20 protein-coding genes are annotated in these 22411 nt (G+C 61.4%); 13 read left to right on the plus strand and 7 right to left on the minus strand.

Annotated elements, in window-relative coordinates; genetic code table 11:
- Positions 1-157: 157 nt before the first annotated feature.
- From M5B43_RS07945 to M5B43_RS07985, 9 genes are all read left to right on the plus strand, one after another.
- Positions 158-979 carry a hypothetical protein gene (locus M5B43_RS07945; protein ID WP_248749573.1) on the plus strand — a complete coding sequence of 274 codons (822 nt, stop codon included), beginning with the start codon at positions 158-160 and terminating at the stop codon, positions 977-979.
- Between the two features lie 90 nt (positions 980-1069).
- The gene (locus M5B43_RS07950) at positions 1070-2152 is read left to right on the plus strand and encodes a serine hydrolase (protein WP_248749677.1); all 1083 of its coding nucleotides are present in this window, start codon (positions 1070-1072) and stop codon (positions 2150-2152) included.
- Positions 2149-2463, plus strand: a complete 315-nt coding sequence (locus tag M5B43_RS07955; protein WP_248749574.1) for an amidase — start codon at positions 2149-2151, stop codon at positions 2461-2463. The genes M5B43_RS07950 and M5B43_RS07955 overlap by 4 nt, the downstream gene beginning before the upstream one ends.
- A 108-nt stretch (positions 2464-2571) precedes the next feature.
- Positions 2572-3747, plus strand: coding sequence for a M20 aminoacylase family protein (locus M5B43_RS07960; RefSeq protein WP_248749575.1), 1176 nt, complete (start codon positions 2572-2574; stop codon positions 3745-3747).
- Positions 3748-3805: 58 nt separating this feature from the next.
- Entirely contained in the window at positions 3806-5116 is a 1311-nt protein-coding gene (locus M5B43_RS07965) for a citrate-proton symporter (RefSeq protein ID WP_248749576.1), read from the plus strand.
- Positions 5113-6555: an amidase gene (locus M5B43_RS07970; RefSeq protein WP_248749577.1), complete on the plus strand. Its 1443-nt coding sequence runs from the start codon at positions 5113-5115 to the stop codon at positions 6553-6555. Before M5B43_RS07965 ends, M5B43_RS07970 begins: the two co-directional genes overlap by 4 nt.
- A gap of 62 nt (positions 6556-6617) precedes the next feature.
- Positions 6618-7388: a helix-turn-helix domain-containing protein gene (locus tag M5B43_RS07975; protein WP_248749578.1), complete on the plus strand. Its 771-nt coding sequence runs from the start codon at positions 6618-6620 to the stop codon at positions 7386-7388.
- Between the two features lie 91 nt (positions 7389-7479).
- Complete coding sequence (locus M5B43_RS07980; RefSeq protein WP_248749579.1) at positions 7480-8061, plus strand: YceI family protein; 582 nt, start codon at positions 7480-7482, stop codon at positions 8059-8061.
- Position 8062: 1 nt separating this feature from the next.
- Positions 8063-9220, plus strand: a complete 1158-nt coding sequence (locus M5B43_RS07985) for a phosphatidylserine/phosphatidylglycerophosphate/cardiolipin synthase family protein (protein ID WP_248749580.1) — start codon at positions 8063-8065, stop codon at positions 9218-9220.
- A gap of 66 nt (positions 9221-9286) precedes the next feature.
- On the opposite strand, the gene bglX is transcribed toward M5B43_RS07985, so the two are convergent.
- The gene (gene bglX, locus M5B43_RS07990) at positions 9287-11578 is read right to left on the minus strand and encodes a beta-glucosidase BglX (RefSeq protein ID WP_248749581.1); all 2292 of its coding nucleotides are present in this window, start codon (positions 11576-11578) and stop codon (positions 9287-9289) included.
- A 252-nt stretch (positions 11579-11830) separates the two neighbouring features.
- On the opposite strand from bglX, the gene M5B43_RS07995 reads away from it, so the two are divergent.
- The 4 genes from M5B43_RS07995 (at position 11831) to M5B43_RS08015 (ending at position 15263) form a co-directional block, all read left to right on the plus strand.
- Complete coding sequence (locus M5B43_RS07995; protein WP_248749582.1) at positions 11831-12442, plus strand: LemA family protein; 612 nt, start codon at positions 11831-11833, stop codon at positions 12440-12442.
- A gap of 18 nt (positions 12443-12460) precedes the next feature.
- Positions 12461-13189, plus strand: coding sequence for a TPM domain-containing protein (locus M5B43_RS27230; protein WP_283099408.1), 729 nt, complete (start codon positions 12461-12463; stop codon positions 13187-13189).
- Between the two features lie 31 nt (positions 13190-13220).
- Positions 13221-13838: a TPM domain-containing protein gene (locus tag M5B43_RS08010; RefSeq protein ID WP_248749583.1), complete on the plus strand. Its 618-nt coding sequence runs from the start codon at positions 13221-13223 to the stop codon at positions 13836-13838.
- Positions 13839-14045: 207 nt separating this feature from the next.
- A complete protein-coding gene (locus M5B43_RS08015; protein WP_248749584.1) occupies positions 14046-15263 on the plus strand; it encodes an SAM-dependent methyltransferase in 1218 nt (405 codons plus the stop codon).
- On the opposite strand, the gene M5B43_RS08020 is transcribed toward M5B43_RS08015, so the two are convergent.
- The 6 genes from M5B43_RS08020 to M5B43_RS08045 all read right to left on the minus strand — a co-directional run bounded on the left by M5B43_RS08020 (position 15260) and on the right by M5B43_RS08045 (position 22276).
- Positions 15260-16168: a DMT family transporter gene (locus M5B43_RS08020; RefSeq protein ID WP_248749585.1), complete on the minus strand. Its 909-nt coding sequence runs from the start codon at positions 16166-16168 to the stop codon at positions 15260-15262. The genes M5B43_RS08015 and M5B43_RS08020 overlap by 4 nt on opposite strands.
- A 101-nt stretch (positions 16169-16269) precedes the next feature.
- Positions 16270-18828, minus strand: a complete 2559-nt coding sequence (locus tag M5B43_RS08025) for a TonB-dependent receptor (protein ID WP_248749586.1) — start codon at positions 18826-18828, stop codon at positions 16270-16272.
- Positions 18829-18955: 127 nt separating this feature from the next.
- Positions 18956-19924, minus strand: coding sequence for a FecR domain-containing protein (locus tag M5B43_RS08030; RefSeq protein WP_248749587.1), 969 nt, complete (start codon positions 19922-19924; stop codon positions 18956-18958).
- Complete coding sequence (locus M5B43_RS08035; RefSeq protein ID WP_248749588.1) at positions 19921-20460, minus strand: sigma-70 family RNA polymerase sigma factor; 540 nt, start codon at positions 20458-20460, stop codon at positions 19921-19923. The genes M5B43_RS08030 and M5B43_RS08035 overlap by 4 nt, the downstream gene beginning before the upstream one ends.
- Before the next feature lie 131 nt (positions 20461-20591).
- Complete coding sequence (locus M5B43_RS08040; protein WP_248749589.1) at positions 20592-21464, minus strand: dihydrodipicolinate synthase family protein; 873 nt, start codon at positions 21462-21464, stop codon at positions 20592-20594.
- Between the two features lie 29 nt (positions 21465-21493).
- Positions 21494-22276, minus strand: a complete 783-nt coding sequence (locus M5B43_RS08045) for an aldolase (RefSeq protein ID WP_248749590.1) — start codon at positions 22274-22276, stop codon at positions 21494-21496.
- Positions 22277-22411: the final 135 nt, after the last annotated feature.

Raw genomic sequence — 22411 nt, forward strand, 5'->3', positions numbered from 1 at the left:
TTGATAAGGCCTTCCTGCTTCTGGTGGGCTCAGGGATTACAGCCGAGAGGGAACTGGACGACATATGCGACCACATAGTCATTGGATGGAAGTGCCACACGGCTTCTCACTGCACGAGAGATACTTGGGGTCGTGCGCTCTGGATAGGTGAAGACAGATGTCGAATTTTTCGATTTCGAATAACGGGCCCGCTTGGTGGCAAATTGACAATCATGAGAAAAGTTCGAGTTCTGAGCCGCCATCGGTAGAAATAATTACCAAGCGTTATAGCGGTATCCGCAGGCAAGACAGTCGGACTTACGGCGAGCCCGTCAGCAACAGGGTTGTGGCGTCGGGCATGCACCTGTTTGTGTACAAGCCTGAAAACCTTGACCCCGGGAAAAAGCCCGAGAGTATTTGGGACGGTTTCAGCCAGTGGGACCGGGATAATTGCGTGAGTGTCGCGGCAATCAAGCTGGCGATGGAACAGTTTGGCGAGCAACCCACTGACGTGTTCAAAGAGGTCAGGGAAATAGCGGGTGGCTTTCAGGTCACTTTGCGCAATAACCAAACGATTTATCTGACGCAGGATGAGCTTGAGATGGCGTCGACCTCGGCAAGGTTCAAGGGCACGGATCCACAGACCCTCACCTCGGCAAATTTCATCTATGCAGTCATGGCCAAGGTAGAGCAACAGACACAACAAAAAGCGAAGAACGGACACGTGAGTTACGGGGAGGCCCTGGGCGTGTTAAGCAACCGGCGCGACGCCCTTCCTTTGGCTTTCGCGCGGCTAGGGTTGGCTGAACAGATTGAAATGGTCGCGCCTGAGGATTTGGCCAATGGTCGCCCAGGGGCTTTTCATGGCGCCAATGGTAAAGACGGTGCGCATACCTCGGTATCCGTAGGCGGCAGAGAAGAGCGATGGGGGAATCAAGGGGGGCCCTCACCTACGGGCGACAATATTTACGCGTATGCATTCAAGAAAACATCGAATTGACGCAGCGCCATGGTCCAGGAGGTGTCGCCAAAACGTCACTTTCCTCAGCTAGGCTCGCGGGCTTCAATGCGCCCCCTTGAGTTTGCGTCCATGGTCCGAGGCATGTTGTGTGTTGTCCTGTTGTTTATCACCGTTACCGCCCGTGCTGAAACCTGGCCCGAAAAAGAATGGGTCATGGGCACGCCAGTCGCAGGTTCCGCTGTCGATGCGCTGGACGCCTATGCTTTCCCACCCCGAGACGACACCACCCGCAACGGCATCCGCACCGACGCGCTGCTGGTGATCCACGATGGTGTCATTATCTATGAGCGCTACGCTGCGCCCACAACGGCCAGCACGCCGCACCTGACCTGGTCGGTGAGTAAAAGCCTGATGGCCACCGTGTTGGGCGTGGCCTACGGTGAAGGCCGCTTCAAACTCACCGACCCCGCCGCGCGCTTTTACCCACCGATGAAACAGCACCCCAAGGTGACCATGGCTGACCTGTTGCACTGGGCCTCGGGCCTGGGCTGGCAGGAAGACTATGAGTTCGCCCCGCTGAAATCCTCGGTGGTGGCAATGCTCTACACCCGTGGGCGCGGCGATATGGCAGCGTTTGCCGCAGACGCCGAGGCCACCCACGCACCCGGCCAGGTGTTCCGTTATTCCAGTGGTGACAGCAATATTTTGTCCGCCGCCCTCAAAGGTATGCTCGGCCACAAGGCGTACATGAGTTATCCCTGGGACGCGTTGTTCAAGCCGCTGGGCATTCACAACGCCACGTGGGAAACCGATGCCGATGAAACCTTTGTCGCCTCGTCGTATGCCTACCTCACCGCGCGCGATTTGGCGCGCGTCGGTCTGCTGATGGCACGGGACGGTCGCTGGCGTGAGCAACAGTTACTGCCTAAAGAGTGGGTCGCCTTCAACCGCCAGCCGTTCGACAACTACAAGGCTGGCCAGGATGAAGCCGTCGCCGGCGGCCAATGGTGGCTCAACCGCGAAGTAGAGGGCGCCCGCCGACCTTGGCCGGACGCCCCCGCTGACACCTTCGCCGCCCTCGGCCACTGGGGCCAGGCGCTGTTTGTGCTGCCCGACGAACACCTGGTGATCGTGCGTTACGGCGATGATCGTGATGGCAGTTACCGGCATAACGAACTGCTCAAACGCGTGCTGGCGGCGGTGCGCTCATGATCCGTCGTCATCCGTTCATCAGCGTTTTACTGGTGTTGTTTTTCGCACTGCTGGGCTGGGTGTGGCACGAACGCGTCAACCTGCAAGCTTTCCCCGACATCATCGCGGCGTACACGGCCAAGGAGTACTGCTCGTGCCGGTATGTGGAGAACAATCCGGCGGGATATTGCCGTGGGTATGTGAAGCAGTACGTGCCGACCAGCGCGTTTATCGACAAGCCGCAAAGCAGTGAAGTCACGGCCAGTGGGTTGGGGCGTACGCGTACGGCACGGTGGATGGGCGAGCGCCAGGGTTGCCGTCTGGTGCCCTGAGGTTCCACCCAGTGGAACCACCTTTGATTGTCCTCGCGCCCACATCGCGCTTAGCTGTCGATGTGTCGCCAACAAGAACGGGAACACCCGCCTGCGAGGAGAATCACCATGCGCCCACACCAGCCTATTCTGGATTGGCTCAGCGACGTCGACAGTGACTTGCGCGCCGTGCGTCACGACATTCACGCCCACCCGGAACTCGGCTTTGAGGAAAACCGCACAAGCGCGCTGGTTGCACAGGCTTTGAAGCAGTGGGGCTACGAGGTGCACACTGGCATCGGCAAAACCGGTGTGGTCGGTGTACTGCGCAACGGCAGCAGCCCACGCACCTTGGGCATTCGCGCCGACATGGACGCCTTGCCCATTCTCGAAAACACCGGCGCGGCCTACACCAGCCAGCACGCCGGCTGCATGCACGCCTGCGGGCATGATGGCCACACCGCCATGCTCCTCGGCGCTGCGCGCTACCTGGCGGCGACGCGGCAGTTCGACGGCACCCTGAACCTGATTTTCCAACCTGCCGAAGAGGGGCAGGGCGGCGCCGAGGCGATGCTGGCTGACGGTTTGCTGGAGCGTTTCCCGTGTGACGGCTTGTTTGGCATGCACAACATGCCGGGCTTGCCGGCGGGGCATCTGGGCTTGCGCGTCGGGCCGATGATGGCGTCTCAGGATTTGCTCACCGTCACCCTCGAAGGCGTCGGTGGGCACGGCTCCATGCCGCACTTGACCGTGGACCCGCTGGTGGCCGCGGCGAGCCTGGTCATGGCGTTGCAGACGGTGGTGGCGCGCAACATCGACACCCAGGAAGCCGCCGTGGTCACGGTCGGCGCCTTGCAAGCAGGCCAGGCGGCGAACGTGATTCCTCAACACGCGTTGCTGCGTTTGAGCCTGCGCGCACTCAACCCCCAGGTGCGCGAACAGATGCTGGAACGGGTCAACGCGATCATCCAGGCCCAGGCCGCCAGCTTCGGCTGCACGGTGCAGGTCGAACACCGCCCGGCCTACCCGGTGTTGGTCAACCACGCCGAAGAAACCGAGTTCGCCCGCCAGGTCGGCGTGGCCTTGCTCGGCGCCGATGCGGTGGACGGCAACACCCGCATGTTGATGGGCAGCGAAGACTTTGCCTGGATGCTGCAACGCTGCCCTGGCAGCTATCTGTTCATCGGCAACGGCGTGTCGCGGCCGATGGTGCACAACCCCGCCTATGACTTCAACGATGACATCCTGCTGACCGGCGCCGCCTATTGGGGCGCGCTGGCGCAGAGCTGGCTCAAGCCTGCCTGACGACCGCCTTTTTCTGCCGCTGGACCCTTTCCCTTAACGGTTGAATGGAGTGTTCCTCATGCAGATTTCAAACCCCGGCGTTTCCCGCACCCGCCAAGTGGTGGCGGCGGTGATCGGTAACGCGTTGGAATGGTATGACTTTATCGTCTACGGCTTTCTGGCCAGCATCATCGCTCGGCAGTTCTTTCCGTCGGAAGATGAATACGCGTCGCTGCTGATGGCCTTGGCCACGTTTGGCGTGGGCTTTTTCATGCGCCCGGTGGGTGGCATCCTGTTGGGTATCTATTCCGACCGCAAAGGCCGCAAGGCCGCGATGCAGTTGATTATCCGGCTGATGACGGTGTCCATCGCATTGATCGCCTTCGCGCCCAACTACGCCGCCATCGGCATGGGCGCACCGTTGCTGATCGTCGTGGCGCGCATGCTCCAGGGCTTTGCCACCGGAGGTGAATACGCCAGTGCCACGGCGTTCCTGGTCGAAAGCGCGCCGGCTCATCGCAAGGGCTTGTATGGCTCTTGGCAATTGGTCGGGCAGTGTCTGGCGGTGTTTGGTGGCGCGTCGATGGTCGCGTTGGTCACGCACTGCTTTTCGCCCGAGACCCTCGACCTGTGGGGGTGGCGCTTGCCGTTTGTGCTGGGCTTGCTGATCGGCCCGGTCGGGTTGTGGATTCGCCGGCACATGGAAGACCCGGAAGAATTCATCGCCGCGCGCAAACAAGCGACTGGCCCGGCGCCCAGCCTGATGGCCGTGTTGCGTGACCATCGGCGCAGCATCCTGGTGTCCATGGGCCTGGCCTGCGGCGCAACGGTGTCGTTCTACGTGGTGCTGGTGAATATGCCGACCTTCGCCCACAAAAGCCTCGGCTTGCCGCTGGATCAGGTGCTGATGGTGCAGATGTTCGCGGTAGCGCTGATGACCGTGGTGATCCCGTTGTCCGGCATGCTCTCGGATCGGTTGGGGCGGCGGCCGGTATTGATGGCGTTCACCCTGGCGTTCTTCGTGATGGTTTACCCGTTGTATGGGTGGGTGGCGGCTGCGCCTTCCATCGAGCGTTTGCTGGTGATGCAAGTGATGCTGTGCACCGCCATCGGCGGCTTTTTCGGCCCGGCACCGACGGCGCTGGCCGAGCAGTTCCCCATCGAGGTGCGCTCCACCGGCGTGTCGGTGGCCTATAACGTGGCGGTGATGGTGTTCGGTGGCTTTGCGCCCTTGATCGTGACCTGGCTGACCCGAGTGTTGGGCACACCAGTGGCGCCGTCGTTTTACGTGCTGTTCGCTTGCGTGCTGACGTTGATGGGCACTTACTGCATGCATGAGGCCCCACGGGCGAAGAAACCGCTGCCGTTTTCGAATGAGGTGAAGCCTTGAGTTGTGTTGATTGGGATGCCACTGAACTGTCGCGGGCGATCCACGCACGGCAGGTGTCGTGTGAAGACGTGATGCGTGATTACCTGGCGCAGATCCAGCGTTTTAACCCGGGCGTGAATGCGCTGGTCTCGCTGCGGGAGGCCGATGAGGTGCTGGCCGAAGCGCGCGCCTGTGATCGCGAACTGGACCAGGGCAAATCCCGTGGCTGGATGCACGGCATGCCTCAGGCGATCAAGGACCTGGCCGCCACCCAGGGCCTGCGCACAACCTTGGGCTCGCCGTTGTTTGCCGAACAGGTGCCCACCGAAGACGCCATCAGCGTGGCGCGGGTGCGGGCCAGTGGCGCGATCATCATCGGCAAGACCAACGTGCCGGAGTTCGGCTTGGGCTCGCAGACCTACAACACCGTGTTCGGTACCACCGGCAATGCCTATGACCCGCGCCTGGCCGCGGGCGGCAGCAGCGGTGGCGCGGCGGTGGCCCTGGCGCTGCGCATGCTGCCGGTGGCCGATGGCAGTGACATGATGGGCTCGTTGCGTAACCCGGCGGCGTTCAACAACGTGTTCGGCCTGCGCCCGTCCCAAGGGCGCGTGCCCCATGGGCCGATGCCGGAAGTGTTCGTGCAGCAGCTGGGCACGGAAGGCCCGATGGGCCGCAGCGTGGCGGATGTGGCGCAATTGCTGCGCATCCAGGCCGGTTACGACCCACGGGTGCCGCTGTCATCCCGGGATGATCCGACGGTCTTCGGCGAGCCTTTGCCACGTGATTTCCGCGGTGCGCGCCTGGGGTGGCTGGGGGACTACAACGGCTATCTGCCGATGGAACACGGCGTGATGAACCTGTGCGAATCGGCTCTCGATGATTTCGTCACGCTGGGCTGTGACGTTGAACCTTGCCAGCCGGACTTTTCCATGGCGCGCCTGTGGCGCTGCTGGTTGGTGCACCGCCATTGGCTGGTGCACGGCAACCTCGGTGCGGCCTATGCCAACCCGCAAAAGCGCGCGCTGCTCAAGCCCGAAGCGCAATGGGAAGTGGAGGGTGGCCTGGGCTTGAGTGCCCAGCAGGTGTATCAGGCGTCGGTCGACCGCAGCCAGTGGTACCGCGCGTTGGCCAAGCTGTTCGAACGTTACGATTTCCTGCTGCTGCCCACTGCCCAAGTGTTCCCTTTTGATGCACAACAAGCGTGGCCGCGTACCGTGGCCGGGCGCGACATGGACACGTATCACCGTTGGATGGAAGTGGTGATCGGTCCGACGCTTGCGGGGCTGCCGAGCATGAGCATTCCGGTGGGTTTCAACTCACAGGGCTTGCCCACGGGCCTGCAGATTATCGGCCCGGCACAGGCCGACCGTGCGGTGCTGCAACTGGCGTATGCCCATGAACAGCTGACGCAATGGGTGCGACGCTGCCCGCCGGCGTGCCTGGGTTCGACCGGTTGACCGACGACGGGCCTGTATCTTGCTGTGAAAAAAGATCATCCACCGCAACAAGGAGATCGAATATGGGCAGCAACGTCGAGACAGGCACCGTGCGCTCGGTTGAGCGCGCGCTGGCAATCGTCGAACTGTTGGGCGAGCACCAAGCCCTGGGGTTGGAAGAGTTGCATTACCTCACACGCCTGCCCAAGGCCACGGTGTCGCGCATGTTGTTGACCTTGCAGGAGCAGGGTTGGGTCTATCGCGGGCTGAGCGATCGCCGTTATCGCCTGCGTGCCCAGCGCTTGTTCGGTGACAGCCAGCAACGGTTCAAGCGCCAGGTGGTGGAAAGCGCGGCGCCCTGGCTGCTGGAGCTCAGCGAGCGCACTGGGCTGGTCGTGGATTTATCCTGTTTTGATGGCGAGCGCCTGGAAGTCATGGAAAGCGCGATTCCCAGCGTGTTGCGCAAGCTGTACCCCAACAATTGCCAGATCGTCGGCCAGCACGCCAGCCTGTTCCACTCGGCGATGGGCAAGGCATGCCTGACGCAATTGCCTTCTGATGAAGTGCAACGCTTGGCGGGCCGTGATCAGGTGGCGGCGGATGAGCAATACCATGCCTGCGCGCAAACCCAGCACCAAGGCTACGGCCAGCGCACTGAAGGTTATTGGGAATACCCGGTACGCCTGCCGTTCCTGATTCGCGCGGTGGCGTTGCCGGTACGGGCCAATGGCCGTTTGGTGGGGAGCGTGGCGCTGCATTGGCCGATGCATCAGGCGCCGGTGGAGCGGGTGTTGAACCTGCATATGGCCAGCCTGGAAGAAACGATCTGCGAAGTTCAGCGGGCATTGGCTTAGACAATCGCCGCAGGACCCCTCCCACATTGATTTGCGCCGTTCGTGAGATTGCGCTTAAGGTTCATTCAGGTTTTTTGCCCCATGAGTCTTTATGTTCAATGTCAAACCTCTGGTCTTCGCTCTGCTGACCTGTACGGCTGTGCCTGCCCACGCCGACTGGTACCTGGATAACGAATCTTCACGCCTGTCGTTCGTCACCACCAAGAACACCGAGATTGCCGAGGTGCACCGCTTCCTCGTGCTGCACGGTAAAGTCGACAACCAGGGCGCAGCACAGCTGGAAGTGGAGATGGAGTCGATCAACAGCGGTGTTCCGCTGCGCGACGAGCGCATGCGCAATGAACTGTTCGAGATCAAGACCTTTCCCGAGGCGCTGATCAGCGCGCAGATCAACTTGCAACCGATCAATGACCTGGCCTCGGGTGCGCAACTGGAGCTGCGCCTGCCACTGAGCGTCACGCTGCACGGCAAGACCCAGACCTACAGTGCCGAACTGCTGGCTACCCGCCTGGATGATCGGCGTTTCCAGGTGGTGACCCTGGAGCCGGTGGTATTGCATGCCGAGGATTTCGACCTGATGCCCGGTGTGGCGGCCCTGCGCAAGGCGGCTGGGCTTACGTCGATCAGTTTGTCGGTGCCGGTGGGTGCGGTACTGATCTTCACGGCGCGCTGACATGAGCGGCGCGGTGTTCCCGTGGCGCAGTGCCAACCGCTTCGAGTTACTCATCGACGGGCCGAGTTTTTTCCCGCAGATGCTGGTGGGCATTGCCCGAGCCGAGCGCCAGGTGGATCTGGAGCTGTACCTGGTCGAAGCCGGGGCGTGTGCCGACGCCATGGTGCAGGCGCTGGTCCTGGCCGCCGAACGTGGGGTGCAGGTGCGTTGCTTGTTCGATGATTACGGCAGCCTGGCGTTTACCCTCGGGCTGCGTCAGCGCCTGACCGACGCTGGCGTGGAGCTGCGTTTCTACAACCGCCTGAACTGGCGACGCTGGATGCGCAACCTGTACCGCGACCACCGCAAACTGCTGCTGATTGACCAGCGCATTGCCGTGGTGGGCGGCACGGGCGTCACCGACGAGTTCTGGACGCCGGGGCAAGACACGGCCCAATGGCATGAAGTGATGGTGCACATCAGCGGGCCGTTGGTGCTGGATTGGCAAGCCTTGTTCGATCGGCAATGGCACGCCAACGTTGCACGCCGGGCGTGGAAGCTCGCTACCCATTTCGGCCTGCCCCGTTTGCCCAAGGTACCTGCCACGGGCCCGGGGCTTGGCCGTGTCGCCTATGCCGACGCTCGTCAGCACCGCGACATACTGCAATCACTGATTCGCGCACTGAACAGCAGCAAGACGCGCATCTGGCTGGCTACGCCGTATTTCCTGCCGACCTGGGGCGTGCGCCGTGCCTTGCGCCGTGCGGCTGGGCGCGGCGTGGATGTGCGGTTATTGCTGACGGGCCCACGCACCGATCACCCATCAGTGCGTTACGCCGGGCATCGTTATTACCCCCGCCTGCTGCGCTCGGGTGTGCAGATTTTTGAATACCAACCGTGCTTTCTGCACCTGAAAATGGTGCTGGTGGATGACTGGGTCAGCATCGGCTCGTGCAATTTCGATCACTGGAATCTGCGCTTCAACCTGGAAGCCAACCTGGAAGCGTTGGACCCGGAACTGACGTTGGCCGTGGCGGGTAGTTTTGAGCGCGACTTTGCCCAGAGCCAGGCGGTGAGCCTGGAGGCATGGAAGGCGCGGCCGTTGTGGCGGCGGGTGAAGCAGCGGGTGTGGGGGTGGGTTGACCGGTTGGTGGTGAACCTGCTCGATCGACGCGGCTAGCCGGAACAATGAGGGCAAATGTGGGAGGGGCAAGCCCCCTCCCACATTTTTTACTGCATTTGAGGTTTAGAGCAGTTCAAAGCTTTGCTGCTGCACATCCTGGGAGTCCAGCCCGATCTGCACATTGAACTGGCCCGGTTCTGCCGCGAACTTGAGCTGGGTGTTGTAGAACTTCAGGTCTTGCTCGGTGATGGTGAAGTGCAGCGTGCGCTCTTCACCCGCCTTGAGCATGACCTTCTGGAAGTTCTTCAGCTCCTTGATCGGGCGGATCATCGAGCCGGCCACGTCCTGGATATACAACTGCACCACGGTTTCGCCGTCGACCTTGCCGGTGTTCTTGACCGTGACACTGGCGTCGAGCTTGCCGGTCTTGTTCAGGGTGGTGGACGACAGCGCCATGTCCGACAGGCGGAACGTGGTGTAGCTCAGGCCATAGCCAAACGGGAACAGAGGCCCGGTGACGTCATCGAAGTATTGCGAGGTGTAGTTGCCCGGCTTGCCAGGCGTGAACGGCCGGCCGATGGTCAGGTGGTTGTAGTAAGTCGGAATCTGCCCCACCGAACGCGGGAAGGTGATCGGCAGCTTGCCCGACGGGTTGTAGTCACCGAACAGCACGTCGGCGATGGCGTTGCCGCCTTCGGTGCCGGCGAACCAGGTTTCCAGGATGGCGTCGGCGTCTTTGTTCTCATCCACAATCGACAGTGGGCGGCCGTTCATCAGCACCAGTACCAGCGGCTTGCCGGTGGCCTTGAGGGCCTTGATCAGGTCGCGCTGGCTTTGCGGGATATTCAGGTCGGTGCGGCTCGACGATTCGTGCGACATGCCACGGGACTCGCCCACGGCAGCCACGACGACATCGGCGTCCTTGGCGGCTTTCACTGCTTCGTCGATCAACACTTGCGGCGAGCGGGTGTCATCCACCACTTCCGGCGCATCGAAGTTGAGGAAGTTGAGGTAGTCGACGACGGCCTTGTCGTGGGTGATGTTGGCGCCACGGGCGTAGATCACTTTGCCTTTTTCGCCGATCACGGCGTTCATGCCGTCGAGCAGGGTGACTGATTGTGCCGGCCTGCCGGCGGCTGCCCAGCTGCCCATCATGTCGATCGGCGCCTTGGCCAAGGGGCCGACGAGGGCGATGGTCGCGGATTTTTTCAGCGGCAGGGTGTCGTTCTGGTTTTTCAGCAGCACCAGGCTGCGGCGTGCGATGTCGCGGGCGTCACTGCGGTGCAGGCGGCTATCGGCATAGGTGTCGGCCGGGTCATCCTCAGCCTTGCCGATGCGCAGGTACGGGTCCTTGAACAGGCCCATGTCGTACTTGGCGCCGAGTACTTCGCGCACGGCGTTATCGATGTCGCTCTGCTCGATCTCGCCGGACTTGAGCAGCCCAGGCAACTCCTTGCCATACAGCGAGTCGTTCATGCTCATGTCGATGCCGGCCTTGATCGCCAGCTTGGCGGCTTCGCGCCCGTCCCTGGCCACGCCGTGCTTGATCAATTCGAAGATCGCACCGTGGTCGCTGACGGCCAGGCCCTTGAAGCCCCAGTCTTTGCGCAGCAGGTCATTCATCAGCCAGGTGTTGGCCGTGGCGGGCACGCCGTTGATCGAGTTGAGCGCCACCATCACGCCACCGGAACCGGCCTTGATTGCCGCGTGGTAGGGCGGCAGGTAGTCCTGGTACATCTTGACCGGGCTCATGTCGACCACGTTGTAGTCGCGACCGCCTTCCACCGCGCCGTACAGGGCGAAGTGCTTGACGCTGGCCATGAGGCTGTCGGCGTTGGCGGGGCTGGTGCCCTGGAACGCCTTGACCATCACTTCGGCAATGCGCGACACCAGGTAGGTGTCCTCGCCAAAACCTTCGGAAGTCCGGCCCCAGCGCGGGTCGCGGGAGATGTCGACCATTGGTGCAAAGGTGATGTCGAGGCTGTCGGCGGCGGCCTCCTGGGCGGCGATGCGCCCGGAGCGGCCGATGGCGTCCATGTCCCAGCTGGAGGCCAGGGCCAGGCTGATCGGGAAGATCGTACGGTGCCCGTGGATCACGTCATAGGCGAAGAACATCGGGATCTTCAACCGGCTGCGCATGGCCGCGTCCTGCATCGGACGGTTTTCCGGGCGGGTGATGGAGTTGAACGTGCCACCGATGCGGCCGGCGGCGATTTCCTTGCGGATCAGCTCGCGGGGCATTTCCGGGCCGATGCTGATCAGGCGCAGTTGGCCGATCTTTTCATCGAGGGTCATCTGCTTGAGCAGGTCGCTGACAAAGGCGTCCTTGTCTTTAAGCGCAGCAGGCTTTGTTTCTGCCCATACGGGGTGACTGGCCAGAGTGGCAACAAGGCCGAGCAAACACAGCTTTTTCATGAATATCCTTTTTCGGCTCATTGCACAGCGAAAATGCGCTGTTCTGCCAAAATGTGGGGAACGTATGTTGTTGTTCGAGTGTTATTCGTAGAAATACCGCACACTTCTGCGTTGTTTATGAACTATCAGTAAGCACGCGCATCTTTTTAGCTGATTGGCTCGATGCAATCCAGTGGTGGCGGATTATGCCCCAAGCGCGCGGTTTATAGGGTTAGTCGTCACATTCCATCAAGTTTGGGCAGGAGAAACACCATGCAAGCAGCACAACACTACCGCTGGGGCTTCAAGGCCGCGGCTTTGCTACTGATCAGCACAGTGCTGAGCGGTTGCGGCATCAACAACATTCCGACCCTGGATGAACAGGCCAAGGCGGCCTGGGGCCAGGTGCAGAACCAATACCAACGCCGTGCCGACCTGATCCCTAACCTGGTGGAAGTGGTCAAGGGCTACGCCACCCATGAGCAAGACACCCTCACCGCGGTGATTGAGGCGCGGGCCAAGGCCACGTCGATCCAGGTGGATGCCAGCACCCTCGACAACCCCGAGAAACTCAAGCAGTTCCAGCAAGCCCAGGACGGCTTGAGCGGCGCACTCAGCCGCTTGATGGTGGTGTCCGAGCGCTACCCGGACCTGAAGGCCAACCAGAACTTCCTGGCGCTGCAATCCCAGCTTGAAGGCACCGAGAACCGTATCGCGGTGTCCCGTCGTGACTTTATCCAGGCGGTACAGGCGTATAACACCGAGATTCGTACTTTTCCGGGCCGCCTGTGGCACAGCGTGATGTACAGCGACTTGCCGATCCGCGCTACGTTTGAAGCCACCAGTGCCGACGCCGATAAAGCGCCGCAAGTGAAGTTCAAGTAATGCAGCATTGAGGTGTCGATGCGTTTATTACGGATAGGCCTGGCGCTGTGGCTGTTGGCATGCGTCGGCGTGGCCCAGGCGGCGCTCACCTTCCCGGCGTTGAGCGGGCGGGTGGTGGACAGTGCCCAGATGATCGACCCGGCGGTGCGCGCGCAGATCACCCAGCAGTTGCAGGCGCTGGAGCAAACCTCGGGTGACCAGATCGTGGTCGTCACCGTACCCGACCTGCAAGGCGTGCCCATTGAGGACTACGGTTATCAATTGGGTCGCCAGTGGGGCATCGGCCAGAAGGGCAAGGACAACGGCGCGCTGTTGATCGTCGCCCGTGATGAGCACAAATTGCGTATCGAAGTCGGCTATGGCCTGGAAGGTGTGCTGACGGATGCGCAATCCTGGGTGATCATCAACCAGGTGATTGCGCCCAAGTTCAAGGCGGGTAACTTCAGCCAGGGCATCAGCGACGGTGTGGCGGCGATGATCCAGGTCGTCGGCGGTGAGCCGCTGGCGGTGCCGGCCCATGTGGCGGATGCGAACTTCGCCAAGGATAATCCAGGGTTTTCCATTGGCCTGTTTATCCTGCTGATCGGCGTGTTGTGGCTGTGTAATCGCTTGGGCCTGCCCGTTGGCGCGATCCTGCTGGCCATTCTCAGCAGCAGCGGCCGTGGCGGCGGTGGGGGAGGCGGTGGCGGCGGCTTCAGGGGCGGCGGCGGTGGCTTCGGTGGTGGTGGGGCGTCGGGTGGCTGGTAATGACAATAACGAGAAAAGAGCATCTACAACCATGGCATTACTGACTGAACACGAGCAGCGCCAAGTGGCCGAAGCCATCGCCCGCGTCGAAAAAACGACCGACGCGGAGTTGGTGACCGTACTCGCGGCGCGGGCTGACGACTACGCCTACATCCCCTTGCTGTGGGCCAGCCTGATCGCGTTGGTGGTGCCGGGCGTGGTGCATTACTTGTCGGGCTACCTGACCATGTACACCTTGCTGCTGGCGCAATGGGCGACGTTTATCGTGTTGTGCCTGGTGTTTCGCTTGCCTAAGGTCACCACGCGCTTGATCCCCCGTTCGGTGCGCCATTGGCGCGCGTCGAACCTGGCACGCCGGCAGTTCCTGGAGCAGAACCTGCATCACACGCTGGGCAGTACCGGGGTGCTGATTTTTGTCAGCGAGGCGGAGCGTTATGTGGAGATCCTGGTGGACGACGGGATCTCCAAGCGCCTGGATGACAGCCGTTGGGATGCTATCGTCCAGGCGTTTACCCAGCAGGTGAAGCAGGGGCAGACGTTGGCCGGGTTTATCGCCTGCGTTGAAGCCTGTGGTGAGTTGCTCAAGGTGCATGTGCCGTTGACGCAGACGCGTAATGAGTTGCCCAATCGCCTAGTCGTACTCGAGTAACCCAGTCAACACAGTGCTAAATGTGGGAGGGGGCTTGCTCCCGATGGCGGTGTATCAGTCAGCTTATCTATAGCTGACCCACTGCAATCGGGAGCACGCCCCCTCCCACATTTTGATCAGCGGTGACCATTGGTCAAATAACTCCGTGCCCTGGCAGGTCATCCCCCCTAAAATGCCCGGCATTCCCAGCCCGAGGCGTTTTTGTTCATGTCCGTCACCGCTCAACCTGCCAGCCCTGCGCCGGATCACCATGCCCAGTTCATCGAACTGCTGGGCGCAAGCCTCGCGCAGAACGCCTTCATCAAATTGGTGCTGGCCAAATACGTGGGTGAGGAAGCCGAACTGCAACGGCTGATCATCAAGCAGGTAGAGGTTAAGGGGCAGGCGTGCCTGTCCTTCGTCTACCGTTACAAGACCCGTGACATCACCAAGAACCTCCCCGTGGCCGAAGGCGTGGCGGCGATTGCCGAGTTGTTGCCGGCGTCGTTCAAGAACGCGCACTTGCTGGCGTTGACCGACGAGGCCCAGCTGGAATACAGCAAGAAGAACAAAAGCTCGCTGTTCAAAAGCAAGCCGCAGCAACTGCGTGAGGCGCCGTCGGCCGAGCACAACCGCGAGAAAAATCGCTTCCTTGACCTGAGCCGACCGTTTCTCGCCGACCTGGGTGTCACCGATGCCAGACAGGCGCTGATCCCGTCGATGTCGCGCAAGTGGAAACAGATCAACAAGTTCATCGAAGTGTTCAGCCATGCGCTGATCTCGTCGCCGTTGAAGTTGGACCAGCCGGTGCGTGTCGCCGACTTCGGCTCCGGCAAGGGCTACCTGACCTTTGCCATCCACGACTACCTGCGCAATACCCTCAAGGCCGAGGGCGAAGTGACCGGCGTTGAACTGCGCGAAGACATGGTCACCCTGTGCAACGCTGCTGCCGCCCGACTGGAACACCCGGGGCTGGTGTTCAAGTGCGGTGATGTGCGCAGCGTGGCACCCAGCGAGCTGGACGTGATGATCGCCCTGCATGCCTGCGACGTTGCCACCGATTACGCGATCCATACCGGCATTCGCTCCGGTGCGTCGATCATCATGTGCTCACCGTGCTGCCACAAACAGATTCGCCTGCAAATCCAGAGCCCGGTGCTGTTGAAGCCGATGCTGCAATACGGCCTGCACCTGGGCCAGCAGGCGGAGATGGTCACCGACAGCTTGCGTGCGTTGTTCCTTGAAGCCTGTGGCTATGAGACCAAAGTGTTCGAGTTCATCTCCTTGGAACACACCAACAAGAACAAGATGATCCTGGCGGTCAAGCGCACCGAGCCTTTGGACAACGCGCAACTGCTGGAGAAAATCCAGGCATTGAAGGCGTTCTACCACATCACCGAGCACTGCCTGGAAACCCTGTTGCGCGCGGATGGCTATCTTGCCTAAGTCGCACGTGTAGCAGCGGATTTGGCCACGGGAGCAGGCTGCACCGCTGTCTTGCGCCCCAGCATCACCGTCACGATCACCCCACAGGCAAACAGCCAGGTAATCGGCTCGATATGCTCACCAAAAAACAGCGCCGAGAACGCGATGGTGAAGAAGATCTGCAACAACTGAATCTGGCTGACCCGGGCAATGCCACCCATGGCCAGCCCGGCGTACCAGGCGAAGAACCCCAGGAACTGCGAGAACAGCGACACATAGCCGAACGCCCACCAGGTGCCCATGGAAATGGGCCCTTGATGCTGGGCCGCCAGGTACCCCACCGGGCCGATCAACACCGGTGTCGACAGCACCAGCGCCCAGCAGATCACCTGCCAGCCGCCCATCTCCTTGGCCAAGCGGCCGCCTTCGGCATAACCCAGGCCGCCCACGGCAATCGCGCCGAGCATCAATAGATCACCCGCCTGAATGCTGCCGGCCCCGGTAATCAACGCATAGCTCAATACCAATGCACTGCCCAACGCCGCACAGGCCCAGAAGGCTTTTGACGGCCGCTCATGGGACAACCACGCCGCATACAGGGCTACGCACAGCGGTTGCAGGCCGTTGACCAGTGCGCCGTGGGACGCCGGCAAGGTTTGCATCGCCCAGGCCGACAGCACCGGGAAGCCGAGGATCACCCCGGCGATCACCAGGCACAACCCGCGCACCTGGCGCCAGGTGGGCCAGCGTTCGCGGCGCCATAGCAACAGCGCTGCCGCCGGGAGTGCTGCGAATAAAGCGCGGCCCAGGCCGTTGAGCAAGGGGTGGATTTCCTGCACGACAATGCGGGTGAAGGGCAGGGTCAGGCTGAAGATAATGACGCCCAGCAGACCAAGGGCCATGCCGGTATTTTCGCGCGAGCTCATGAGGTGGGACCGGGATCAAGAGGGCTTCAAGGGAAGCCCATCTAGCCACACGTCCCGCCGTTTACGGGTCTACAGCTGGGTGCGGATTTATCCGTACAGTTTCAGAAGAACCGCGTCACGCTGATCTTCGCATCGCGCCCTTTGGTATAGGCACGGTCGCCGCTCAAGGCCGGGCGGAAGTTGTTGTTGAACAGGTTGTCCACGGTGAAGTTCACCTCGGTGCCTTTGAGGTAAGCCTGTTGCGGTGTCCATTTGGCGAACAGCCCCTGGGTGTTGTAGCGCTTGTTGCCGTACTGGTCGTAGAACAGGTCGCCGACACCGGAGCCCGGGCCGCCGGAGTATTTGTCGCTGGGCAGGCGGTCGGTGGCGCCGATGAACTGCCCCATCCAGCCCACTTGGGCATCCCAGGCCGGGATGTTGGTGCCCAACACCAGCACCCATTTGGTCGGCGGGATATCGCGCGCCGGCACATCCGGCCCCCAGGGGTTGGTGTAGGCGCCTTGGTGTTGGCCCTTGGCATAGGCGAACGACGCCGAGCCGAACAGGTAGGTGGAGTTATAGATCGATTCGAATTCCAAGCCCTTGATGGTCAGGCTGCCGATATTGCGGTAGTTGGACATCGCCCCGGGCGGGCAGGCGCTGGAGAGGCTACCACCCTGGATAGCCTGGTTCTGGCAGCCCACGCCGGTGGCCTTGAAGATTTCGTCGTCGACTTTGTTGTGGAACAGGGTGGTACGCAGTTGCAGGTTGTCGTCCTGGGCGATCAGGTTGTCGAAACGGGTGATGTTGCCCACGGTAATCGAGGTGATGCGCTCCGGGTCCAGGTTCACGCTGGTGGCGGTACGGCTGCCCAGGCCCTGCACTTCGTATTGTTCGTCGATCACCGGTGCACGCCAGGTCTGGCTCCAGTTGGCGAAGAGGCCGACGTTTGGCGTTACCGTCCAGAACAGCGCCAGGCGAGGCGACCAACCGGTGTAGGTACGGTCGCTGTAGTCATGGCCAACGGCGGGATCCGGGTTGTTGTAGTACGGCGCATCGTTGCCTTCGCCGCGGTTGCGCACATAGTCGTAGCGCAGCGACGGGGTGATAGTCACGTCGCCCAGCGTCACGGCATCCTGGATAAAGAAGCTGTTGGTGTCGACCTTGCCGTGGGGCATGAAGCCCGGCTGGAAGTGTCCATAGTTGTAGCGCGGCGTGTTGTAGGTGGTGCCGGGCATCCACATTTGGGTTTCACGGATGTGCTTGCGCAACTGCCCGCCGACGGTCAGCGCGTGTTGCAAGGGCCCGGTATCGAAGCGGCTGACGTTACGGATGTCGAGATTTTTGTCGGTGTAGGAGGTGTCCATCTTGCGTCCGCCCGTGGCCAACTGGAAAAACGCCGTGGCGTCACGTTCGTCGGTCTGGTCGGTGTTGGACTGGGAGTATTTGACGGTCAAGTCCACCCACGGGTTGTCCAGGGGCTGGTATTCATACTTGCCCGACCAGGTGGTGTCGACGGTGTCGCGGTGAGCCAGGAAACGCGTCAATGCGCCTTCGTAGCCGTAGCGGTCGATGTTGAACTGGGTGGGCGGCGTCGGGTAGCTCGCGGCGGAAAACGGCGTCCAGCGGTTGCTGTGGGAGCGTGAGTAGGACAGGCCGACGCTGTGCTCATCGGTAAAGTGCGCATTGACCTTGAACAGCTTGCCGTCCACATCCTGGGCCGTGTTGGGCAGGCGCTGGGGGTTGATCGGGTACTGGTTATTCTCGTCGGGCAGCTTGGCCGCCAACTTCATGTCGCCGCCATCGCGCTGGGTCAGGTAGGCCAGCGCGTCGAAACGACCATCGTCGGTGCGGCCATATACTGCGCTACTGTAGACCTGTTCATGGTCATTGCTGGAGTAGCCATATTTGAGCATCGCGCCGCTGTTACGGCCGTCCTTGAGCAGGTCCGGGGCATCCTTGGTAGTCATGTTGACCGTGCCGCCGAAACCGCCGTTGCCGGTGAACGGCGAGTTGGGGCCTTTCTCGACCTCGATGCTCTTGATCAGCTCGGGCTCGATAAACACGGTGCCTTGCTGGTAGCGCTCAAAGCCGCTCTTGGTGGCGCCATCGACGGTCAACGGCACGTCTTCGGCATCGCCGAAACCACGGATGTTGATGGTCTGGCCACCGGGCTTCAGCGAGCCGCCCTGGCTGACACCCGGCAAGGTTTGCAACAGGCTCGGGATGTTATTGGACTGATAGCGGTCGATATCGGCCTGGGTCAGGGTGGAGCGGTTGACGGTACTGGCGTCGACGTCGTTACCGGTGCCGATCACGCTCGACGTATCCAGCTGGATCGTGCCGCTGCGGGTGGTCTTGCCTTCATCGGGGCGCACCACGTAGGTGGTACCGACCTTGAGCAGGGTGAACTCGCCGTTCTTCAGCAGGCTACGAATCGCCACTTGCGGGGTGTAATCACCGTTGAGTGGCGGCGCCTGCACGTTCTTGAGCAGCGTTTCATCGAACAGCAGCTGGATCTTTGCCTGTTGCGCCACCTGGCTCAGGGATGTCGCCAGTGACTGGGCGGGCAGTTGCAGCTTGAACGACTCGGCCTGGGCGCTGAGGCTGAAGGCCAGGCACGTGGCAAGGAAGGTCGGACGAAGAAACAGGTGCGAAGCGTGGCAAGGCGCGCGAAACATGAAATCCCCCGGTGCGGCTAAATAGCCAAAAAGGTGTGCGTATCAAACGCAGACAGGAGGAAGACGGGGCAGGCAAAAAAATCCACATGTGCAAATGCAAAATATTCTCATGTGTGATTTTTGCAGGTTATTTTTTCGCTTCGATTCTCACAATGCCATCGGCCGAGGCCACGGTTTTCACCGGCAGCAGGGCGGGCAGGGCATTGAGCAGGGCGTCGGGGTCATTCACGTCAAGATTGCCCGAGACCTTGAGTTGCGCCACCGCTTTGCTGACCTGCAAAGGTGCCTGGGGGCGATACAAACTCAACTCGTCGATCAGGCTGGCCAGCTCGCGATTACGAAACGACAAGTGCCCGCTGCGCCAATCGGCCACTTCCCCAGCGCTGAGGGTCTGCTGTTGCAATGGGCCCTTGGGGTAGTGGTAAGTGGCTTGTTGCTGGGCGCCGAGCAGGGTGACAGGGCTTTTCCCATCGGGCTCGAACGCCACTTGGCCATGGGCAACGCTGACCACCAACTGTTGCTGGCTACGGCGCACATCAAAACCGGTGCCCACCACCCGCACGTTTGCCTCGCCGGCTTGTACATACAGTGGCCGCTCTTTGTCGGCGGCCACTTCGATATACAACTGGCCCTTGTCCAGGTGGAGAATGCGTTGATGGGCGTTGAAGTCCACGCGAATACGGGTGTTGGCGTTCACATATAAGGTGCTGCCATCGGGCAGGCTCAGGGTACGCATGCCCTTGGCGTGGGCGGCTACGTGGGTGTGATACAGCTCGCGGGGCGCGCCCAGAGGCGTCGCCAGCACGGCGCACAGCAGTGCGGCGGCCACGGCCAGCGCGGGGCGCCAGAGTGTGCGTCTGCGCGTAGGCAGCACCACGGGTTTGTTCAGTTGCTGCAACTGGGCCAGGTCCGCCCACAGCTGTTCGAATTCGGCATAGGCGCGCGCATGGGCCGGCGTTGCTTGCCAGGCAGCAAAGGCTTTGCGGTCGGCACGGTCGGTGTCGTTGTGGTTGCGTGCGAACCAGCTGGCGGCCTGGGCATCGATGGAGTCGCTCATCTCGATGTCATCGCTGTGGTGACTGCTCAGGCGGTTCATTGCGGCTGCTCCTTGCCTTGTGCGTGTTGAAGTCGCTGCTTGCAGTGCAGCAGGGCAACGGCGATGTGCTTTTCCACCATGCTGATGGAAACCCCCATGCGCTCGGCGATCTGCGCCTGGCTCAGGCCTTCGAAACGGTGCAGCATAAGGGCTTCTCGCCGGCGGGGCGAGAGTTCCGCGAGGACTTCTTTCAACTGCTCCAGGCGTTGCAGGTGAAGCGCGGCGGCCATGGGGTCGTTTTGCTCATCGGTGAGCGGTTCGGCCTCCCTTTCGGCGTGATCAGGGGGGACGGTCTGCCGTACCTTCTGTTTGCGCCAGTGATCGCGCAACAGGTTGCGTGCCATCTGGAACAGAAACGCCCGTGGCTGCTCGACCTTGGCCCGGTCGCGGTAGCCCAGCCATTGGGTAAAGACATCCTGGGTCATGTCCGCCGCGTCGCTGGCGTTGTCCGTGCGTTTACGCAGGAAATACAGAATATCTGCATAAAACCCGCGACAGGCATCGGCCGACAACGGGTCGGGCTTGGGACGAGACATGGATATCCTTCTTGATAAAACACGACTTGGAAAAGTCGTGAATGATATCGAGAATTATTGTTATTTGTCTCTGTTTAAGCGTGAACGCAGCCAATGTGGGAGGGGGCCTCCCACATTCTTCGATTTCAGTGCTATCGCAGCAATGTCTTCAACTGCTCGATCCCTGCTTCGTTCAACGGGAACACGGGCAACCGCGGATCACCCACTTCCAACCCGCTCAAGCGCAACCCGGCCTTGATCGTCGCCGGCAAGCCGCCCTTGAGGATGAATTGCAGCAATGGCAACTGTCGGTAGAACAGCTCCCGCGCCTGGTTCAGGTCATTGGCGAGCACCGCTTCGTACAAATCCAGGTTGAGCGGCGCGATCAAGTTCGGCGCCGCCGTGCACCAGCCTTTGGCACCCGCCGCGAAGGCCTCCAGGGCCAGTGGGTTGCAACCGTTGTAGAACGGCACGTCGCTCTGAAGCTTGAGCTGGTGCATGCGCTGAATATCCCCGGTGCTCTCCTTGACCATGGTCACGTTCTCGACCTGTTTGAGGATGCGCAGAATCAAGTCCACCGACATGTCCGTGCCACTGGTGGCCGGGTTGTTGTAGAGCATGATCGGCACGCCGACGTTGTCGCCGATCGCGGCATAGTGGGCGAGGATTTCCGCTTCGCTGAGTTTCCAGTACGAAGCAGGCAACACCATCACCACGTCGGCGCCATGGGCTTCGGCGTAGCGGGCACGGCGTACGGCTTTGGCGGTGGTCAAGTCGGACACGCTGACAATGGTCGGCACGCGCTTGGCGACTTTCTCAAGGCTGTAGGCACTGACTTCGTCCCACTCCGCATCACTCAGATAGGCGCCTTCGCCGGTGCTGCCCAACGGCGCAATGGCGTGTACGCCGCTGTCGATCAAGCGGTCGATGGAACGTCCGAGGGCGTCGAGGTCAAGGCGCTGGCCGTCGGCGCTGAACGGGGTGATGGTGTAGCCGATGATGCCGTGAATAGTGGGGGTGGACATGGGAAGTCTCCGGTCGAAAAAGGGGGCACTCAGTTCAGGCAATCGGCGTGTTGGCGCAGGTTCTTCCGGGCGTAGTAGTTGAACGCGGCGCCGTGGCGCTTGGGCCTGGAGATCCAGTCATGGGCCTCGCGCCCCAGCTCCGGCAGGATTGGCTTGATCGTGCCTGCAGACATCGCCAGCAACTGCAACTTGGCGGCACGTTCGATCAACTGCGCGATGACGCAGGCTTCCTCGATACTGGCCCCGGTCGACAACTGGCCGTGGTGCGACAGCAGGATCGCGCGCTTGTCGCCCAATGCCGTGGTGATGATTTCGCCTTCTTCATTACCCACCGGCACGCCCGGCCAGGCTTCCAGGAAGGCGCAGTCCTCGTACAGCGGGCAGAGGTCCATGTGCGACACCTGCAGCGGCACTTCCAACATCGACAAGGCCGCAATGTGCGTTGGGTGGGTATGAATGATGCAGTTTACATCCGGCCGCCCGCGGTACACCCAGGTGTGAAAACGGTTGGCGGGGTTGGGGATGCCGTGGCCTTCCAGGACTTCAAGGTCCTCGTTGACCAGCAGCAGGTTGCTGGCGGTAATCTCGTCGAAGCCCAGGCCCAGTTGCTGGGTGTAATAGGTGCCAGGTGTCGGCCCACGCGCAGTGATCTGGCCGGCCAGGCCGGAGTCGTGGCCGTGTTCGAACAGGATACGGCAGGTCAGCGCCAGCTTTTGCCGGTCAGTCCACGTATTATCCGCCAGGCTGTTTTGCATCTGGGTCAAGGCTTGCTTGACCAGTTGGTCTTTTGGGAGTGCTAATGTCTTGGCCATATCGGTGTCCCTTGGGTGGTTCAATGGACGTCGGATTTGCTGGTCACCCGCAGCTCGCAAGGTCGTCGGGTGGAGCAAATGACACTAAAGATGCTATATGACACAAGGTGTCATTGGCAAGCATGGCTCATCGTT

Source organism: Pseudomonas sp. MWU15-20650 (assembly GCF_023242475.1).
GTDB lineage: Bacteria > Pseudomonadota > Gammaproteobacteria > Pseudomonadales > Pseudomonadaceae > Aquipseudomonas.

Bases quoted from the DNA above. Each gene is read 5' to 3' on its own strand.
- M5B43_RS08015 (WP_248749584.1), top strand. From the start codon at position 14,046: ATGTCCGTCACCGCTCAACCTGCCAGCCCTGCGCCGGATCACCATGCC.
- M5B43_RS07960 (WP_248749575.1), top strand. From the start codon at position 2,572: ATGCGCCCACACCAGCCTATTCTGGATTGGCTCAGCGACGTCGACAGT.
- M5B43_RS08025 (WP_248749586.1), bottom strand. From the start codon at position 18,828: ATGTTTCGCGCGCCTTGCCACGCTTCGCACCTGTTTCTTCGTCCGACC.
- M5B43_RS07975 (WP_248749578.1), top strand. From the start codon at position 6,618: ATGGGCAGCAACGTCGAGACAGGCACCGTGCGCTCGGTTGAGCGCGCG.
- M5B43_RS08030 (WP_248749587.1), bottom strand. From the start codon at position 19,924: ATGAACCGCCTGAGCAGTCACCACAGCGATGACATCGAGATGAGCGAC.
- M5B43_RS08045 (WP_248749590.1), bottom strand. From the start codon at position 22,276: ATGGCCAAGACATTAGCACTCCCAAAAGACCAACTGGTCAAGCAAGCC.
- M5B43_RS08035 (WP_248749588.1), bottom strand. From the start codon at position 20,460: ATGTCTCGTCCCAAGCCCGACCCGTTGTCGGCCGATGCCTGTCGCGGG.
- M5B43_RS07985 (WP_248749580.1), top strand. From the start codon at position 8,063: ATGAGCGGCGCGGTGTTCCCGTGGCGCAGTGCCAACCGCTTCGAGTTA.
- bglX (WP_248749581.1), bottom strand. From the start codon at position 11,578: ATGAAAAAGCTGTGTTTGCTCGGCCTTGTTGCCACTCTGGCCAGTCAC.
- M5B43_RS08040 (WP_248749589.1), bottom strand. From the start codon at position 21,464: ATGTCCACCCCCACTATTCACGGCATCATCGGCTACACCATCACCCCG.
- M5B43_RS08010 (WP_248749583.1), top strand. From the start codon at position 13,221: ATGGCATTACTGACTGAACACGAGCAGCGCCAAGTGGCCGAAGCCATC.
- M5B43_RS07950 (WP_248749677.1), top strand. From the start codon at position 1,070: ATGGTCCGAGGCATGTTGTGTGTTGTCCTGTTGTTTATCACCGTTACC.
- M5B43_RS07955 (WP_248749574.1), top strand. From the start codon at position 2,149: ATGATCCGTCGTCATCCGTTCATCAGCGTTTTACTGGTGTTGTTTTTC.
- M5B43_RS07995 (WP_248749582.1), top strand. From the start codon at position 11,831: ATGCAAGCAGCACAACACTACCGCTGGGGCTTCAAGGCCGCGGCTTTG.
- M5B43_RS07980 (WP_248749579.1), top strand. From the start codon at position 7,480: ATGTTCAATGTCAAACCTCTGGTCTTCGCTCTGCTGACCTGTACGGCT.
- M5B43_RS07945 (WP_248749573.1), top strand. From the start codon at position 158: ATGTCGAATTTTTCGATTTCGAATAACGGGCCCGCTTGGTGGCAAATT.
- M5B43_RS07965 (WP_248749576.1), top strand. From the start codon at position 3,806: ATGCAGATTTCAAACCCCGGCGTTTCCCGCACCCGCCAAGTGGTGGCG.
- M5B43_RS27230 (WP_283099408.1), top strand. From the start codon at position 12,461: ATGCGTTTATTACGGATAGGCCTGGCGCTGTGGCTGTTGGCATGCGTC.
- M5B43_RS08020 (WP_248749585.1), bottom strand. From the start codon at position 16,168: ATGAGCTCGCGCGAAAATACCGGCATGGCCCTTGGTCTGCTGGGCGTC.